Consider the following 16,149-nt stretch of genomic DNA (forward strand, 5'->3'; position numbering starts at 1 on the left):
AGCGGCGACATGGCGATTTTAATTATTGCAGAACATGACAATAGCGCTCTAAAAGGAGCGACGTTAAACGCAGTGACAGCTGCATCTCAGATGGACAGTGATCTACATCTACTAGTTGCTGGTGCAAACTGTAGCGCTGTAGCAGAGGCTGCTGCACAAGTCGCAGGTATTGAGAAAGTTTTGTTGGCGGACAATGCCGCTTACGAACATCAACTTGCTGAAAATATGGGTAAGTTGGTGGCTGAAATCGGTAAGGATTACAGTCATATCGTTGCCCCAGCGACAACGACAGGTAAAAACTTTATGCCGCGTGTCGCTGCACTTCTAGATGTAGCGCAGATCTCTGATATTACTGCGGTGGAATCGGATAATACTTTCCAGCGCCCAATCTATGCTGGCAATGCGATCGCAACGGTTGAATCTTGCGACCCAGTAAAAGTTATCACTGTTCGTGGTACTGCATTTGATGCTGCGGTATCTGAGGGGGGAAGTGCTTCTGTTGAAAGTATTTCAGCAGTACACGACAGTGGTATCTCTAGCTTTGTTGGCGAAGAGATGGCTCAGTCTGATCGTCCAGAACTAACGGCTGCAGAAGTTATTATATCCGGTGGTCGTGGTATGGGTAACGGAGAGAACTTTGCCATGCTGGAAAAAGTTGCAGATAAGCTGGGTGCAGCAGTAGGTGCATCCCGTGCAGCGGTTGACGCAGGTTTTGTACCGAATGATATGCAAGTAGGTCAAACCGGCAAAATCGTTGCGCCAGAGCTGTATATCGCTGTAGGTATCTCCGGTGCGATCCAGCACTTGGCGGGTATGAAAGATTCCAAAATTATTGTCGCAATCAATAAAGATGAAGAAGCCCCAATCTTCTCGGTTGCTGATTACGGCTTAGTGGCAGACCTATTTGATGCCGTTCCTGAATTAGAGCAAAAGTTATCTAGTTAGGATAAATAGTCTTCTACGTGTGAATTACCTCTTTTTCACTCTACGTTTGCCGGTACCGTTGGTACCGGCTTTTTTATGTCTACGCTTCGATCTCATCCTGAATTTCAGGTGCTTTTATCGGCAGCTCTAAAATAAAAGTAGTGCCTGTATCGAAGCTACTGTTGACCCGGATTGAGCCGCCTAAAACGTGATTCACGATCGAATAAACAATGCTCAAACCTAAACCGGAGTTTCCTTGCCCAAGGGAGGTTGTGAAGAACGGATCAAACACCTGTGTTAGATATTTTGATGGGATGCCGCAGCCGTTATCTGCCACTTTAAGGATGATATTCTGATCACTTTTTGCATAGCTTATAGATACATCAACAGGTTCTGCTTGGTTAGATCCATGGATAACCGCGTTGTTGATTAGGTGGACTAACGCTTGTGCCAGCGGAGCTGGGTAAGTATCCATCGTCAATGTGGAATCGCCATTTACAGATACATTGATCTTGTCCTCTTCAATATCGTTGGTAGCGATCACGGTTGAGTCTTCAATGACTTCCGCAATATTGATCAGTTGCCGGTGCTCTTGGCTTTGGTGAACTGATATCTGTTTGAAGTTACGTAGTAAGGTAACAGCTCGTCGCAGAGCGTCCGCTTCTAGCTCTAAAGAGTCTTGGCTCTCGTTTAGAAAATCTAGGAGTGCTTTCTTGGTGAGACTGTCTTGGCTAACTAGTTTTTCCAATTGAGTAATCTGTTCTTTGAGTGTGCTACTCAGTGTAATTGCCATGCCCAATGGTGTGTTTATCTCATGGGCTACACCACTCACAATGGAGTTAAGTGCTGCCATCTTTTCCGTTTGTACGAGCTGTTTTTGAGTGCGGGTAAGACGATCGACCGTTTCTTCTAAAGAGGCTTTAGCGGTGGAGAGGGATTGGGTGCGTTCTCTTACTTGGCGCTTTAACGTAATAATGGATGCTACTGCCAAGCAGGCTAAAACGAGAACAGTTCCGAAACCAAACTGGTAGTAGATTTGGTTAAGTTTTTCCTCGGTAAGATAAACCATGTTATAGCCGGACCATTGTTGGTTGAGTCTATCTAGAGTGCCTTCTGCCTCCATCAGTTCTATGCCTTGTTGCAGCTGTTGAACCAGCTCGGTATTACTTTTTCTTACACCCATGTGGGTCGCTTTAGTGGCGATAGGCGTGGGTGCAAACTTAATCCCTTTTAATTTGTGCTTCTGAATAATGTAGGAACCGACCCATTTAGTAGTGGCTAAGGCATCAATCTCACCTTTTAAAAGCTTTTGAAAACCATCTAAGTGATCATTCATTGTTACTAACTTAGCTTGGCTTTGAGTTTCGATTATTTTTCGAGGAAATCCCCCTTTAGAGACGCCTGTTTTGATTCCCTTTAGATCTGCTAAACCATGGATAGTGAGGTTGTCACTACGGAGAAAGAGACTAATTTCAAAGTGCAAAAAACTATCAACAAAGGCGTAGTCTTTGATGCGGTCTGGATTAGGACTGAAAACGGTCAAGACATCGGCTCTGCCTTCTAAAACAGCTTGCTGAGCTTGCTTCCAATTCATCAGGTTGTATTCGACTTTGCGGTTTAGCGCTTTGGAGTATTCTTCTAAAAAAGAGGCAAAAATACCGCGGGGTTTTCCCTCCTCTAGCCATTCAATAGGTGGGTAATCCTTGTCTCCAACAAAGCGAATCGGCGGTTGACTGCTGTCGGGTCCAAAGGTGGTTTGCGCAATAGATAGCTGGGAAAATAGAAAGATTATTCCAGCAAATAGAAACTGATAAGTGACACGCATCAATATTTCACATCTCTAAATTACATACTCTGTTTATTGAGTATAGGAAGACTTGGATTAGATGCCATGGACGAATTCACATCAATAGTGTTGTTCTAATCACTACTCAATCCACTACAACAAAGTGTGGTCGTGGAACTTAAGTGTGGTAAGCTCGGATAGCGCTCAAAGTTAACATTGGAAGTATTGAGGTAACGCAGTTGTCCGAAGATGTGCCAAGTCTGATTAGGGAAAATACGCAGCTGCGTCAGCGTATTCAGTATCTTGAGAAAGTCGAACAGTCGCTTAGGGAAACTGAACAGCGCTATGCTCTGGCGATGAAAGGGGCTAACGAAGGGCTGTGGGATTGGGATCCTGTTAGCAAAGAACTCTACCTGTCAGCGCGTCTACTCAGTACCATCGGCATGGGTAAAGACACCATTAAGACTACTTCCAGTGAGTGGTTAAAATGGGTACATGCGGATGATCGTGAACGTTACCAACAAGTTCTTTGTCGTCATCTCAAAGGCGAAACCGAATTCTTCCGTTGTGAATATCGTGTAAAGAACAACAATGGTGGTTATTTCTGGGTGCTTGCTCATGGTTTAGCATTGAGAAATGAGGCCAACGTTGCTTATCGGATGGTGGGCTCTATTGGCGATATTACTGAGCGCAAGAATTACGAGTCCAAACTACTACACCAAGCTACTTATGATCATCTCACCGGTTTGCCTAATCGTGTACTAGCGATGGACCGGCTGTCTCAAGCTTTAACCCGCGCTAATAAAAATCAAACCTCTGTGGGTATCCTATTTGTCGATCTGGACAACTTTAAAAAGATTAACGATACCTTAGGGCATGAAGTCGGTGATCAGCATCTGCAAGAGATTAGCCGACGTTTGGGATACTGTGTACATGGCGACGATACCATTGCCCGTTTGGGTGGCGATGAATTTTTAGTCATCTTGCCTGACCGAAAAGCGCACGATGAAATCTCGGATATATGTGAGCGGATCTTAAGAACGGCTGTGCAGCCAGTGCTGATCAATGGCTATGAGTTATCCACGTCAGCGAGTATCGGAATCACTGTTGCGCCTAAGGATGGTCAAGATCCTGTTGCTCTGCTGCGTAATGCTGACGCTGCGATGTATAAAGCTAAGGCGGTAGGTAAAGATGCCTTTCGATTCTATACAGAGGAGATGGAGCACGAGACGGTGTTTAAATTCACTATGGAATCCTATCTCCGTCGTGCGCTCTCGCAAAATCAGTTTAGTCTGAGCTATCAAAGTATTATCGATGCAGCTAGTGGCAAAATTATTGGGGCTGAAGCCCTGTTGCGTTGGTCATGCCCTGAATATGGTCAGGTCTCTCCTGATCAATTTATCCCGCTGGCAGAAGAATCTGGTTTGATTGTTCCTATTGGCGATTGGGTGCTTGAACAAGCCTGTAAGCAAGCAGCGCAGTGGGCTGAACTTATGGGAGAATCATTCAAAATTGCCGTGAACGTTGCTTTCCCACAGTTCCGTGATGGGCACTTAGAATATACGGTTAAGCGAGTTCTACGAGAGACAGGTCTAAAACCTGATGCTTTGGAACTCGAACTCACAGAGCGCCTTTTGATGGAAGATGAGCGTGGTTGTGGCGAAGCGTTGAAGCACTTGAGTGAAATGGGTGTGCAGCTGTCTATTGATGACTTTGGTACCGGTTATTCAGCACTCAACTATCTACAAAAATTCCCTGTGGATACATTAAAAATTGATCGTAGTTTCACAGCAGAGTTGAGTGTCACGCCAGAAAGTCCTGCTCTAATTTCCGGTATTATCCAAATGGCTCATGCCTTAGGGCTAAAAGTGGTTGGTGAAGGTGTAGAGCTGGCTGATCAACGAGATTTCTTACATCAAAAATCATGTGATTATTTTCAGGGCTATCTGTTTTCAAAACCACTGCCAGCAGAGCATTTTACTGAATTACTGCAAGCACAGTTACAACAAGGTTAACGACACTTATTGATTTTGATATCTCCGTGTATCATTACTGCATGACCCTAACTTACGGGTTCCATCGGCAGTTTTTGAGACGAGAGTTAAATTATGTATAAGAAGATCATCCCTGCGTTTGTTGCTGTAATGATGCTTGGGCAGCCATTAGCAGCGTATGCCCATGGTGGAGCAACAGGGATTGTTAAAGAACGTATGGATGCCATGGAAGATATGAAAGGGGCGATGAAAACCGTTTCTGACATGTTTAAGGGTAAAATTCCTTATGAGCCTGTTCAGGTTCGTGTTGCCGCTGAAACGATCAATATGCATGCGGGTGAGAACCTCACTAAATTGTTCCCTGAAGGTAGTTTGGATCATCCAACTGAAGCTAAGGCTGAAATTTGGCAGGATTGGGATCGTTTCCAGCATCTTTCGAAAGAGTTAGAGCGAATCAGCCAAGGTTTGTACGACGCAGCTGACAATGTTGGTGCGGAAAATACCGAAGACACCTCAGCAAGCATGATGGGTATGGCTGCAGCACCTGAAGTGCAAGAGGGAGCTGAGTCCTTTGCGACTATGCCGGTAGAGGTAGTATTTGAGCGCTTAAGCGACAACTGCTCAGCTTGTCATACTGACTATCGTGTAGAGAAAGATAAATGAGAAAGCACCTCTGGCTTTCAGCTCTCCTAATCTGTTTGGTTGTTGGTGTTGTGTTAGGAGTTAGCTACTTGAGTTCGGTAGACGAATCTAGAGCCTCGCTATCTGAGCTGAAGGGGGATGTTGCCAAGGGAGCTTATCTTGCACGTGTTTCAGGTTGTATCGCTTGTCACACCGATAGTGAAGCTAAAGGAAAACCGCTAGCGGGTGGCAAGGGTACGGACACACCCTTCGGAACCTTCTATGCGCCGAATCTAACGACGGATAGGGAGCATGGAATAGGGAAGTGGAGTGTAGATGATTTTGAGCGTGCATTGCGCGCGGGCAAGTCGCCTGGCGGTCAAAGCTACTACCCTGCCTTTCCTTATAGTTTTTACACGCGTTTATCTGATCAGGATGTCGCTGATTTGTGGGCGGCGTTTAAAACCGTCCCCGCAGTATCTAAACCTTCGACAGCGCATCAAGTGAGCTTCCCGTTCAATCTCAATTGGGGTTTAGATGTGTGGCAGTTGCTGTTTTTCGATGAGCAACGGTTTATTCCCGATGCAAAGAGAAGTGAGCAGCACAATCGCGGTGCTTACCTAGTGCAAGGGGCGACGCACTGTGGCGCGTGTCATACCCCAAGAAACCTTTTGGGTGGATTAGATACGGCGGCAGCTTTAAGTGGTCATCAGGGCTTTGTGGAAGATGATGGTGTTATTCCTGCAATTACTGCAAGCGCGTTAGCTCAACAAGGTTGGAGCGAAGCGGATCTAGCTTACTCGCTGAAGTCGGGTGTTAAGCAGGATGGTGATGTCTTTGGCGACAGTATGGGCGAAGTGGTACGTGATGGCGCTAAGTATCTGAAGAAGACAGATCGAGAGGCAATCGCTCATTACTTGATGACTCGGCCGTGATTGCTTCAGAGTAGCTAATAAAAAACCCGGTACTGTGTGAAGTATCCGGGTTTTTTAATGCTTAGTCCTAACTAAAGACGATTAGTCTTCGTAAAGGCTATCGCGAATGCGTTTTAGCTTAACTTCTAGTGTGTGACGATCATCACTGACTAGGTTAAGGTGCCCAACCTTACGGCCTGGACGCAGCGACTTGTTGTACACATGGTGCTGTACATTGCTTTCGCTGATAATCTCTTTAGGTGCTTCGATACCTAATAGGTTAACCATGCCAGCGTGTTGGCTGTTGATTGTGTGACCTAAACCTAAACCGCAGATAGCGCGGATATGGTTTTCAAACTGGGAAGAGATGCCTGCACCTTGAGTCCAGTGCCCACTGTTATGAACACGTGGTGCTAGTTCGTTAACCAGCAAATCATCACCCGCTTGGAACATTTCGATAGCGATTACGCCAACGTAGTCCAAAGCGTTGAGTACTTTATCTGCGATATCTTTCGCTTTAGCGTGCAAGGCTTCAGGTGCATCAGCCGGAGCAATAGAGCTCCACAAAATACCGTTACGGTGAAGGTTTTCTGTTAGCGGATAGAATACGCAAGCGCCAGACGCGTCACGTGCGGCAATCAAAGATACTTCACGGTCAAAATCGACGCGGCCTTCAATCACAACTTCTGGTAGCGAATCTGCTTGGGCTACCAGATTAGCTAAATCTTCATCGGTTTTTAGAACCCACTGGCCGTAACCGTCGTAACCCTCTTCACAGGTTTTAACGAATACTGGGTAACCTAGCGTTTTAACGCTCGCGCTCAATTCCTCTGCATTGTTCGCAAGGTGGAACGGTGCAGTCTTGATACCTAAAGAGTTTAGGAAAGTTTTCTCACGTCCGCGGTGTTGGCAATAGCTAATCGCTTCTGGAGAAGGATAAACTGAGCAGTGCGGCTTCAATGTGCTTAGAAGAGACACATCAACATGTTCACGCTCAACGGTTACAACATCAGGATTGCCTAGTGCAGTAAAAAGAGACTCGCCTTCCATCTCTGGAGTGCGCTCAACAATTTCACCTAAGCCTTTAACGCAATCAGTACCTTCACCTGGCTCAGCCAGAAAAGTAAAACGGTGACCTTGAGGCCAACCAGCCAAAGCCATCATGCGTGCCAACTGGCCGCATCCAACAATAGCAACGTGCATTATTCTACCTCAACAGGAACGCTGTCAGTCTGAGCTTTACGCCAATCCTGTAGGCGTTGGCTCAATTCTGCATCTTTAAGGGCTAGCATCTGTGCTGCCATTAGGCCTGCATTGTATGCGCCCGCACCGCCAATTGCCTGACAAGCAACGGCTACACCGCGTGGCATCTGAACCATAGATAGCAGGCTATCTAGGCCTTTAATGTTTTTGCTGGCAACAGGTACTGCAATAACTGGCAGATGAGTCATAGATGCTGCCATACCAGCCAAGTGAGCTGCGCCGCCAGCACCTGCAATAATTACCTCAACGCCACGTGTGTGCGCTTCGGAGGCAAACTGGAAAAGACGCTCAGGCGTACGGTGCGCAGAAACCACTTTAGTTTCAAACTCTACACCTAGTTCTTCCAGTGGCTTAGTAGCCTCTTGCATGGTTGGCCAGTCTGAGCGAGAGCCCATGATGATACTGACGGAGACTTTACTCATTTTTGTTTACCTGTTTCCTCTTGGCTCAATGCCAAAAATTCAATAATCAGTGCGCTGAAAAATAGAAACCTTATCAACACGTTATATAACGTGATGCTATGTAAGTTAGCAATCATTGATAGGCTTTGGTTAGCGCTTGGAGGTGTTACGAATATCGCTGCAGGTACCGCGATAAAGAAGAAACACCGACCCCTAATGCTGCCAGTAGAATGGTACCACCAGAGGATAAACCCAATAAAACAGTGGTGGCTGTACCTAGTACTGCGCCCAAGGGGCGACATCATACCACCAAAGCTAGTAATAGAGGAGTCGTACTCGCGAAGTAGTTCAATTCTTGATCTGACAGAGTTGCCCGCCTTTTTCAAAAATAGGGCACAAAACTGCGTAAAGTGTATCAAAAAATGCTAATCACTACTTGTTTCTTTCTTCTAATAGGTCGGCTCTGGATTCGTTCTTAATGTTATACGGATCGCTGATGTCTGCAGCCATCGATAGGCTTTATATGGAGTACACAAATATAGTTTTATGCTAGGCAAAGAGCCTCAAAATAGTTTGTCTTTATGGTTGAATAAAACGATTACAGCCGGCTGGGAGGTATGAGGCTTTAGTCCAGATTATATGATCTGTGACAATAGATTAGAAAAATAAGATTGTTTTTATGAGTAAAAAATAAGATTATCGAAGTAGAGTGAGTTAATGTTTCTAATGATTTTATTTATAAAATCAATGAGATAATGAATAACTTGTACGTTTACCACAAAATAAAAAAAATACAGGGTAATCGGGAATGTTTAATAGCGAGACGCAATGTTGTGCAGCATTGCTTGTGTCTGCGGCTTTGTCCTATCCAGCTTATGCCGTCCCTACCGAAGAAGATTTTACGCTCCTTTCACTGAATGAATTGGTGGAATTGGAAGTGTTTACTGCAGCTTCCTTACTGCCTACACAGACCAAAAAAGCGCCTGGAACCGTTTATAGTTTTCAACGCCAAGATTTTGATTTGTTCGGGGTGCGCAGATTAGATGATCTGTTAGCTTTCGTCCCTGGACTTCAGCTTAATCAATATCGTAAGCGTCATCGCGCAGTTTGGGCCAGAGGTTTGTTAGATCGCTATAACGATAAAATGGTTTTGATGGTAGATGGCGTCCGAATTAAACATCTCTACTATGGTCATTTTTCATTAGGTGACAATCTACCTATGGAATTGATAGAGAAAGTAGAAGTTATTCTAGGTCCTGCTTCAAGTCTTTATGGGGCTAATGCATTTGGAGGGATTATTTCGATCACTACCCGCGAATTTTCAAATGCAGATCAGTTGGAACTGACGGCAGAGGTGGCGGATAACGATAGGAAAAAAGCGGGATTTCTCTATAACACCCCAGAAGTACAAATCTTTGCTAGTGCCCTTGATCAGGATGCTCCGTTTCGTGACGACCGGAAAAGCTTTATTGGCGGTGATGTTTTACAGCCTCTAGATGAAGAATTCCAAAACCTGCACATTAAGGCTAGTCCAATGCCGGGCTTGACACTCAGCCTGATGTTGAATAAATCGGAAACTCCTTTCTTAAATATACCTACGACTCAAGATGCTTTTATTGATGAAGATTTTCTATCACTTTCTTTAGATTACCAATGGGGAGATCTACAAAGCGGGAGAGTCGAGAGCAAGCTTTACTATCAGGATGATAAGACGAGAGAAATTGAAATTGAGCAAGAAACTCGTGCCTTAGGCTATGAAGAATATCAGGATGCCACCATGGCAGGGGCTTCTTTTACCTGGCTTAAGGCTTTCGGTGATCATTCTTTAGCTGTTGGGAGTAGTTGGCAATATGAAAAAGCTAAACGCACTGATTTTGAGCGATTTTTTCACTTTAAAGATGGCTTTCTCAGTCCAACAGAGAAGGGTAATCTGCTGAATGAACCAGGGATAAGTAATAATGATTGGGCGTTATTCATTCAGGATGTATGGCAGGTAAATCCTGAGCTAGGTCTGATTTTTGGTGGTCGGTACGATCAGTTTGATTCTTTTGGTGGATATTTTAATTACCGCGCCGCAGCAGTATACGCACCAGATGACCGTAATACTTGGAAAGCACAATACGGTACTGCAATTAGAACACCGACATTTCGTGAATACCTCAAAGTATTGGAAGGAACCAACTTCGAAGCCCCTGAAGTGGAAGCTGAAGAAATCAAGTCGTTGGAGTTGGCTTATCAATATCAGTGGGACCAAGCAAATATAAGCTTGAATCTTTTCTACAATGAACTTGAAAACTACATAAGTGAAGTGCCAACACCTGATATGGCGGATGAATATTTCGCTAATGTTGATGGCACTGTTCAAATGCGTGGAGCTGAAATACTTCTCAACATGCGACCACTAGATCAAGTGAATGTTCGTTTAGCACTGGCTTACTTAGAAACAGATTCTGAAACAATAGAGTTACCTTATCTGGCTAGTTGGAGTAGTAGCTTTAAAGTTGATTACCGATACCTGTCTAATCATTTGGTTGGTTTTAGCTTAGTTCATAGTGATGTGCGTGAAGATACAAATAACTTTGAGCGCGACAATGCTGATGAGTTTGTCATCACAAATTTGTTTGCTTCAGGGGAATGGAAAGACGGATTGAGTTATCGATTTGGGGTGGACAATTTATTTGATAAAAAGGTTTACGACCCGGCTGCCGATTTTGGTTCTCAGCATAATAATGAGCGCAGTGAACGGGAAATATGGTTTAGCCTGAAATGGAATAAAAATCTTTTATGATATTTCGCTGGAAGCTTTTCTCTTGGTTTAATCTCTTAACCATCCTGTTCTGTTTGGCGCTGGCTACCAGTACTTGGGCTGATCATGGCGAAAAATTACATCGTGTGAAAGCTGCTTTTATTTTCAATATTGCCAAATTTGTGATTTGGCCTGATTCTCATTCAAACCAAGAGCATCTCAACATTTGTTTTTATCGTACCGATTTTATTGGTAAAGGGTTCGATTCAATTGTAGGTCGAGATGTACATGGGAAAGTCGTGAAGAGTTCTACTATTCAGGATCTAACCCATGCTAAATCGTGCAGTATCTTGTTGATCAGCAATGACGAGCTTTCTCAATATCAGCTAGATTATGCTGCCAGTGGGCCAGAAGTCGGGCTGTTAACAGTTGCAGATCTTACCACTGATGTGAAGCAAGGATTGCTTCTGCCAGGGGTATTATTAAGCCTAGTAAGGCGAGGATCTAGTATCGGATTTGAAGTCAGCCTAAAGCAGGTTCATGAGCGCAAACTCCAAATGAGTTCGCAGTTACTTAAGTTGGCAAATATTTTGGATAAGGAGGATATTTAATTGTTAATAAATAGTCGCCTAATTCAGAAAAAGTTAGCGATTTTGTTGTTCTTAAGTAGCTGTATTGTGTTGTCGGTAGCAACGATTGGTTTTGCAGTAAGTGATTGGATAAATTCACGTAATGATTTAATAAATCGTATCCAGTCTCAGGCTAGCGTGATAGGAAACAACAGCGCTGCAGCTTTGCTCTTTGGGGATCACCAATCTGCTACTGATACTCTTGCTTCCCTCAGAGGAGAGGTCAATGTGGTTGCGGCTTATCTTTATGATGCTGATCAAAATGTGTTTGCTAGCTTCAAGAGAGCTGAACATGAACCTTCAGTAATATGGCAAGCAGAACAGAGTGGTCTTGTTGACGGTTATTTTTATACCAAGCATGAAATTAGCTGGGATCAGGAGTATCTAGGTTTTGTTGTTTTGTATTCCGAAATGGAAAGTTGGAAACAACAGCAACTTAAGCGAGTTGCTGTATTAGGGTGGTTATTTCTAGCTGCTTTATTACTTGCTGTCCTTATTGCCAGTACGGCTCAACGCGTAATTACCTCTCCCATATTAAAATTGGCAAGCACTGTCAGAAATATCACTAGAACTCGTGATTATAAGTTGAGGGCAGATAAAGCATCTCAGGATGAAATAGGCGTGTTAGCTGATGACTTTAATGAGATGTTGCATCAAATTCAGCTTCGAGATAACGAGCTTCAGCAAGCTAGGGATAATCTAGAAGATAAGGTTAATGAACGTACAGATGAACTGTATGAATTAAATAAAAGGTTGGAACATCAAGCGTTTCATGACCCATTAACGGGCTTGGCTAACCGAGCAATGCTAGATGAGACCCTGCAGGGTGCGATAAATTTTGCGCAACGTCATGGACAGCAACTTTCTCTGTTTTTTCTCGATCTTGATAGATTTAAAGGTATTAATGATAGTTTAGGGCATGATATTGGGGACAAACTGCTGATCAATTTAGGTCGTAAACTAAAACAAAACTTACGCAGCAGTGATACATTGGTTCGTTTAGGGGGGGATGAGTTTGCAGTTCTGCTGCAAGATACCGTACCTGATGTAGCCGCAGAGGTGGCACAGAAAATTATAGATACCATAAGTGAGCCTGCCGAAATAAATGGTTATAGCCTTCAAGTAACAACGAGTATTGGTATAAGTGTTTATCCCGAAGATGGGACAAGTGCATCTACGATTTTAAAAAATGCTGATACAGCAATGTACAGCTCTAAAGAAGCGGGCCGTAATCAGTTTAGTTTTTATGCTCGAGAGATGAATGAACGGACTGAGCGACGGATGTGCTTAGAAAGTAAATTGCGTAAGGCTGTGATGGAAGGCAGCTTTGAAGTTTATTATCAACTTAAGTGGGATAGTCGTTCGTTAAAACCTATCGGGCTTGAAGCGTTGATTCGTTGGTATGATCCTGATGAAGGGTTTATCTCACCAGCAGAGTTTATCCCGCTAGCGGAGGACTGTGGGTTAATTGGTCAGATCGACAACTGGGTCATGGAAACTGCATGTCGAGAGTTATTAGAGTTATATGATGGAAAGCCGTCCCTTTTATTGTCTGTAAATTTTTCAGCTGCGCATTTTTTGCGTCAGGGTGTTTCTGAACAGGTCACCTCTATGTTGGCAGAAACTAAGTACCCTGCTGATAAATTAGAACTAGAAATTACAGAAACCGTTATAGCTTCAGAAATGGACGATATTTATGATCAATTATGTGAAATTCGTGAGCTTGGAGTAGAAATCTCAATAGATGATTTTGGAGTGGCTTACTCGTCGCTAAGCCGGTTGAAACAACTGCCACTTAACACCTTAAAGATTGATCGGTCATTTATTCAGGATATAGGTCAGGATGATGATGACGAGGTGATTGTTCGCACCATAATTGATATGGCACATAACCTGAACTTAAAGGTTGTAGCTGAAGGTGTAGAGACTGAGCAACAGTATCAGTTTGTAAATAAATATGGCTGCGATGCAGTACAAGGCTTTTTATTTGCACGCCCCCATCCAATATCAGAACTAAAGGCTGCGTTGAACGGAACAAACCTCAGTTAATCAGAGGGTTTTTGGAGCTGTTATCGATCTTTTTCTGTACTAGATTTACGCTGACCGAATAAAGTCATGTTAATTGATATGAAAAGGGGAACATAGTGCTCCCCTTTGTTGTTTATTTGTTAAGGCTTAGATTTTTACGATTTCAGCTTTCTTCGCTTTAAAACCGTCAGTGATCTCAGAGTCTTTCAGGGTGATTACGCCTTTGCCTTTTATCTTAAGGCCGGATTTCTTACCACTGTCGTTATTTGCGGTTGTGCTGTTTTCGATGAGAGCTGCAACTTTACCCGCATCTTTAGCTTCTAGCACAATGCCTTTACCGCCGTTTTTGTCGGCATGACCAGAAGAGATCAGAGCGGTGAGGTTACCGTTTTCCTCTTCCGTCATTTTGAAGCCATCATCGGTGTTACCTGATGCAGCAGAGTCAATCACTGTGATCTCGATATCGCCTTCGCCTTCTTCGTCAAAGTCTAGGCCCTCATCTAGATTATTGTGGATAGTCGAAGAGTAAAGGACGGTCTTAATACTACCGTTACCTGCTTCATCGATATCAAAACCATCATCAAAATCGATACCAAACTCGTAAGCTTCAACTGAGCCGGAAGCATATAGATCGACTTCGCGTTCAAAGCATTTGTCATCAGCGGAACCGGTAATCTCAGCAGGTACTTTGTCAGCAGACATCTCGCCATCTTTAAATTCAGCTTCTACTGGGGATGGTAGAAGAGGTTGTAGAAGGTCTTTTTGGCAGTAACCACCATTGTTAGAGAAATCGACGTTGCTCACGTTAACAATCACGTCGCCATTCTGACCTTCATCTAGCTCAACACCGTCAGCGCCTACTTTGTTGAAGCGAGAGTTATGAGCGGTAAATAGTATGTTGCCTTCGTTACGTTCATCGACTCGAAGGCCATCGCCATCTACGCGGCCATAGCCGACATTGTGGATGTTTAGGTTGTACGCATTTACTGCGATAGACGCTGGAGAACCACCGCCTTCGCCACCTGCGCCGGCGCCACAATCTTTGGCTATATCACAATCAGAGATGTGGATGCCGTGATAAGCAACACCGCTAACCTCAACGTCATTTAGTGTCACGGTTAGGGTTCCGGTTTGGTTATCTCGTAGGTTAACGAAGATACCTTTACCAGCTTCGCCTTTTAGGTCACCGCGGTTTTGGATGCTAAAACCGCCAGGTCCTTCAAATTTAAGACCGCTGATATTCAGGTCCGCGCCTTGAGAGATAGCCAGCAAATTGGTGTTTTTTGCAGTTTTGATGATCTGGCCGTTGCCGTAGATCGCGATAGGTGCCTGACCAGTATAAGTCAGAGTGGAGTTGATCATGATATCGTCTTTGCTAGTAACAATGACGCTATCTGCTTTACCTTCAGCAACAGCGATCAGTGCTGCACGCATGGAACCTTCGCCGCTGTCATTACCATTAGTTACTTGAATAGGGGCAGCGTAAGCCGTAGTTGTAAGCAAAGTTGCGCCAACAGCTAAGGCTAACGCTTTAAGAGGGTGAGAACCGTGCAGCATAGACATTGAAAATACCTTTATGGAAAGTCTTATAGATTTATGCCGCCAAAACTATCTATGTCGGGTGACGTTTAGATGACAGGTTTAAGAAGTTTTTGTGAGCGAAGCGTTACATTGAACTGTTATTGAGAATAGGAATCTGAATACTACCTTTTGTTCGGTAAAATTAGATCGAGTTGCAGAGTTGAAAACAGGGATGCTAACCGCATATAAATAGGCATCACATTCGTAACTTCATTGTGCAAAATTAATAAAAAAACAGGAGCTTAGAATGACAGTAGAAGCCACTGCAAATACGGCATCGAGTCAAACCTTGCAGAGTAAACTGATCGGGTTATCAGAGGCTTTAAAGCAGAAAGTCATTGGGCAGGAAGCCTTAGTTGAGCATCTGTTGATTGCATTGCTTACGGATGGCCATGTTTTACTGGAGGGCCCTCCAGGTTTGGCGAAAACCCGCACTGTACATGCCCTAAGTGATCTATTAGAAGGCGTGTTCCATCGTTCCCAATTTACGCCGGATCTTCTGCCTAGTGATATTACCGGTACTGAGATCTACAACACGCAAAAGGGCGAGTTTAGTTTCCGTCAGGGACCTCTGTTTTGTAACTTATTATTGGCGGATGAGATCAACCGTGCGCCAGCCAAAGTACAGTCTGCGTTACTAGAAGCGATGGCGGAGCGACAAGTCACGGTTGCAGGTAAAACTTATCCACTGTCTAAATTCTTTATGGTGATGGCGACGCAGAACCCGTTGGAGCAAGAGGGGACTTATCCACTGCCCGAAGCTCAGCTAGACCGCTTCATGTTACATATCCGCGTTGATTACCCAGACCATAATCAAGAGAAAGAGATCCTGCGTTTGGTACGCGATGAGCATAATTCCGAGTTGACTGGTGAAGCTGCTCATATTGATGTTGCGCTGACCGAGCAGGAATTATTCGCAGCTCGCTCCAGCATTATGCAGGTCTACATGGCAGATAATCTTGAGGATTATATGATCGCACTAGTGATGGCGACACGTAATCAAGAGGCTTACGGAGAAGACCTGAAAGATAGCTTAGTCTTTGGCGCAAGCCCACGTGCGAGTATTGCTTTGGATCGTGCTGTTCGAGCTAAAGCTTGGTTGGCCGGACGTGATTTTGTGACCCCAGATGATATCCAAGAGATTGCACCAAGCGTGCTAAGACACCGTATCGGCTTGAGCTATGTGGCTGAAGCGCGAGGTTTAGATAAAGATAAATTGATCGCCGAACTGATCAATCGCGTGGCGGTACCTTAGGGATCAA

Annotated in this window: 12 protein-coding genes; 8 read left to right on the plus strand and 4 right to left on the minus strand. The window is 44.2% G+C overall.

The window, feature by feature from the left end:
• The first annotated feature begins 9 nt into the window (after nucleotides 1–9).
• Nucleotides 10–945, plus strand: coding sequence for an electron transfer flavoprotein subunit alpha/FixB family protein (locus tag ACMXYO_RS00570; RefSeq protein ID WP_415886486.1), 936 nt, complete (start codon nucleotides 10–12; stop codon nucleotides 943–945).
• Nucleotides 946–1,024: 79 nt separating this feature from the next.
• Here ACMXYO_RS00570 and ACMXYO_RS00575 read toward each other — a convergent pair whose 3' ends face one another.
• Complete coding sequence (locus ACMXYO_RS00575; RefSeq protein WP_415886487.1) at nucleotides 1,025–2,749, minus strand: ATP-binding protein; 1,725 nt, start codon at nucleotides 2,747–2,749, stop codon at nucleotides 1,025–1,027.
• 200 nt (nucleotides 2,750–2,949) lie between these two features.
• On the opposite strand from ACMXYO_RS00575, the gene ACMXYO_RS00580 reads away from it, so the two are divergent.
• The 3 genes from ACMXYO_RS00580 (at nucleotide 2,950) to ACMXYO_RS00590 (ending at nucleotide 6,260) form a co-directional block, all read left to right on the plus strand.
• A complete protein-coding gene (locus ACMXYO_RS00580; protein WP_415886489.1) occupies nucleotides 2,950–4,725 on the plus strand; it encodes a putative bifunctional diguanylate cyclase/phosphodiesterase in 1,776 nt (591 codons plus the stop codon).
• Between the two features lie 93 nt (nucleotides 4,726–4,818).
• Complete coding sequence (locus ACMXYO_RS00585; protein WP_415886490.1) at nucleotides 4,819–5,367, plus strand: c-type cytochrome; 549 nt, start codon at nucleotides 4,819–4,821, stop codon at nucleotides 5,365–5,367.
• A 68-nt stretch (nucleotides 5,368–5,435) separates the two neighbouring features.
• Entirely contained in the window at nucleotides 5,436–6,260 is an 825-nt protein-coding gene (locus ACMXYO_RS00590; protein ID WP_415886491.1) for a c-type cytochrome, read from the plus strand.
• An 81-nt stretch (nucleotides 6,261–6,341) separates the two neighbouring features.
• Here ACMXYO_RS00590 and ACMXYO_RS00595 read toward each other — a convergent pair whose 3' ends face one another.
• Complete coding sequence (locus tag ACMXYO_RS00595; protein WP_415886492.1) at nucleotides 6,342–7,442, minus strand: 5-(carboxyamino)imidazole ribonucleotide synthase; 1,101 nt, start codon at nucleotides 7,440–7,442, stop codon at nucleotides 6,342–6,344.
• The gene (gene purE, locus ACMXYO_RS00600) at nucleotides 7,442–7,924 is read right to left on the minus strand and encodes a 5-(carboxyamino)imidazole ribonucleotide mutase (RefSeq protein WP_415886493.1); all 483 of its coding nucleotides are present in this window, start codon (nucleotides 7,922–7,924) and stop codon (nucleotides 7,442–7,444) included. Before purE ends, ACMXYO_RS00595 begins: the two co-directional genes overlap by 1 nt.
• 787 nt (nucleotides 7,925–8,711) lie before the next feature.
• On the opposite strand from purE, the gene ACMXYO_RS00605 reads away from it, so the two are divergent.
• From ACMXYO_RS00605 to ACMXYO_RS00615, 3 genes are read left to right on the plus strand one after another with little or no spacing between them, the layout of a single operon-like run.
• Nucleotides 8,712–10,691: a TonB-dependent receptor plug domain-containing protein gene (locus tag ACMXYO_RS00605; protein ID WP_415886494.1), complete on the plus strand. Its 1,980-nt coding sequence runs from the start codon at nucleotides 8,712–8,714 to the stop codon at nucleotides 10,689–10,691.
• Nucleotides 10,688–11,260, plus strand: a complete 573-nt coding sequence (locus ACMXYO_RS00610) for a YfiR family protein (RefSeq protein WP_415886495.1) — start codon at nucleotides 10,688–10,690, stop codon at nucleotides 11,258–11,260. The genes ACMXYO_RS00605 and ACMXYO_RS00610 overlap by 4 nt, the downstream gene beginning before the upstream one ends.
• On the plus strand, nucleotides 11,261–13,327 hold the full coding sequence (locus ACMXYO_RS00615; protein WP_415886496.1) for a putative bifunctional diguanylate cyclase/phosphodiesterase: 2,067 nt from the start codon (nucleotides 11,261–11,263) through the stop codon (nucleotides 13,325–13,327). It begins immediately after the preceding gene.
• A gap of 126 nt (nucleotides 13,328–13,453) precedes the next feature.
• Here the strand turns inward: ACMXYO_RS00615 and ACMXYO_RS00620 are convergent, their stop codons facing one another.
• Nucleotides 13,454–14,869 (minus strand): hypothetical protein, encoded by a 1,416-nt coding sequence (locus ACMXYO_RS00620; protein ID WP_415886498.1) that lies wholly within the window; start codon nucleotides 14,867–14,869, stop codon nucleotides 13,454–13,456.
• A gap of 265 nt (nucleotides 14,870–15,134) precedes the next feature.
• Here ACMXYO_RS00620 and ACMXYO_RS00625 point away from each other — a divergent pair, with 265 nt between their 5' ends.
• Entirely contained in the window at nucleotides 15,135–16,142 is a 1,008-nt protein-coding gene (locus ACMXYO_RS00625; protein WP_415886499.1) for an AAA family ATPase, read from the plus strand.
• The last annotated feature ends 7 nt before the right edge of the window (nucleotides 16,143–16,149 follow it).

The organism is Neptuniibacter sp. QD37_6, from assembly GCF_047778085.1.
GTDB lineage: Bacteria > Pseudomonadota > Gammaproteobacteria > Pseudomonadales > Balneatricaceae > Neptuniibacter.